Annotated in this window: 1 protein-coding gene; it reads right to left on the reverse strand. The window is 50.3% G+C overall.

Translation table 11 applies throughout. From position 1 onward, the window contains the following. On the reverse strand, window positions 1-1823 hold a 1823-nt coding region (locus tag WM40_RS26585; protein WP_046154573.1), incomplete at its 3' end, for a glycoside hydrolase family 98 domain-containing protein. Window positions 1824-1956: the final 133 nt, after the last annotated feature.

Consider the following 1956-nt stretch of genomic DNA (forward strand, 5'->3'; position numbering starts at 1 on the left):
TTAATATCCAATGGTCCGTTGTGACTGACGGTAACCGTGTAGACACCGCCCGACCATGTAGTCGTAACCTGACTCGCTTGATGATCCCCACGGTCATTGAAGGTGAGCGTTGGCTCGACAGTCGCCCCGTTGATCGTAAAGGTCTGAGTCTTGAAAGACGTATTCACATCGTCGTAGTTCGTGAGATAAATCGTAACCTTGTCAGGGTACTCCTTGATAACGCCCGAAGTGAATTCGGTATAATTGAGATCGATCGACGAGCAAGTATTGTACTTGAATGGAATGTTTCCGGTCGCGTTGCGATTTGTCTTGTATGGATTATAGGTAACCCATGTATTTTCCTGTCTTCCAGCATAAATATCACCAGAGTATTCTTGAGGAAACAGCGCATTGAACTCCGCCAACTTCTGCGTCGAGGTTGGCCAGCGGGTTGCGAGTGTTGATTTGTTAATTTTCGATGAAAACGACTGCGAAATCGAATCGGTCAATTGCCAGACAGTCGGAATTGCAGGGTATCGCCCTGTCTTTTTATACCAGCTATGCTGGTCAAGTAGAATACCATTTCCATCCATCGAGTATAGATCTTGAAACAGGGTGTCCGGTGACGAATACACTGCCTGATCGTTCCCTGATGTTACGTCATTCACGATAACCATCTTTGTGCGATCGACGACCTCTTGGCGGCTCAAGATGCGCAACGTGCCGTCGAGGATTTTTCGATAAATGTCGAGGTGAATATTTCGATAGTGTGGGTAGAAATCCCAAAGTCTGGTAGTGTACCCATCCGCGGTCGTGCCGTTAGGAAGGGTTTCGACAGCGTCAAGCCAAATAAGTTCGGGACCGTCAAAGACAGTTTCACCTGTAAACGCAAGGTGCTCGATCAGATGCGGAGAACCCGCCGGAATCGGATAATCCGTCGACCCATCGATGGGATACCAGCCAGTTCTATCAGTTCGTATCCCATAGGAACCCGCATAACCGGAGAGCCACATCCCCATGCTCACACTCTCGTTATCATAGAATCCATAGTTCGAGGTGAATTTTTCCTGAATGATGAAGTTCTTTGAGTACTTCCTTAGCGCAGACTCCAAGAGCGCATCTCGCTTCACCATTGCCAATGGATTGATTGCTGCCCCATAGTATCCACCGGTAAAACTCACAGCCAAAAGACCGCCATACTTATTGGTCAGCTTCAACAAGTTTGACCAATGCTCCCATCGCTCCTGCGCTGATGGTGCCGCGCATGGTGAACCGAACCCCCAAAACTGCTCGGCATAGTTGAAGCCAAGAAAGTTCGGATAATCGCGGAAAAACTCCCCGTACACCGTCGACTCGAGGTCGACGGACGGGGCGTAGTCCGGAAATTGCGAGAACCCCCCACTAGACGGCTGAATCATCGCCCATATTCCATTTTGGGCCGCTGTTTTCATCCATGACCGGGCGGTATCGATTCCATCCTCCACTTGAGTCCAGTTGCATTGATTTCCCGTTGCGCCGTTGTGGTCAATCGATAGGGAAAGATTCAACACGGCGTAGGGACGAATATCGGGTGGAATGAGGTCGATGACCTTCTGGGGATCGGCCTGGTTCCAAGTATCGACATGAATCAAGAAGAGCGGCTGCTCCGGCGAGACAGTTCGACGCATGGTCGGATCGGCCGGAGGTGTGGCTACGGCTACGACTTTGGCGGCGGATTCGGATGCGGATACTGCCTCACCATCGTTCGTGCCGCCCCCGCATGCAACAAGCACTGTAGTCAGCAGAAGACAAAGAAGGCTGCCCGAGTGACCACTTCGTTCAGGATTTAGCTTGATGGATGCCATGTGTTTCCTAAAAGGCGAGTTCAAAAAGAGCCCAGAGTGGCTGTTTACGTTCCCGTAAAACGGCTAACCTTGGATTGTAGTGGTCTAATAGGTTCTGTCGCAATAAGGCGGTCTGTTATTCTGAAGACCCCGA

It is taken from the genome of Robbsia andropogonis (genome assembly GCF_000970345.1).
Lineage (GTDB): Bacteria > Pseudomonadota > Gammaproteobacteria > Burkholderiales > Burkholderiaceae > Robbsia > Robbsia andropogonis.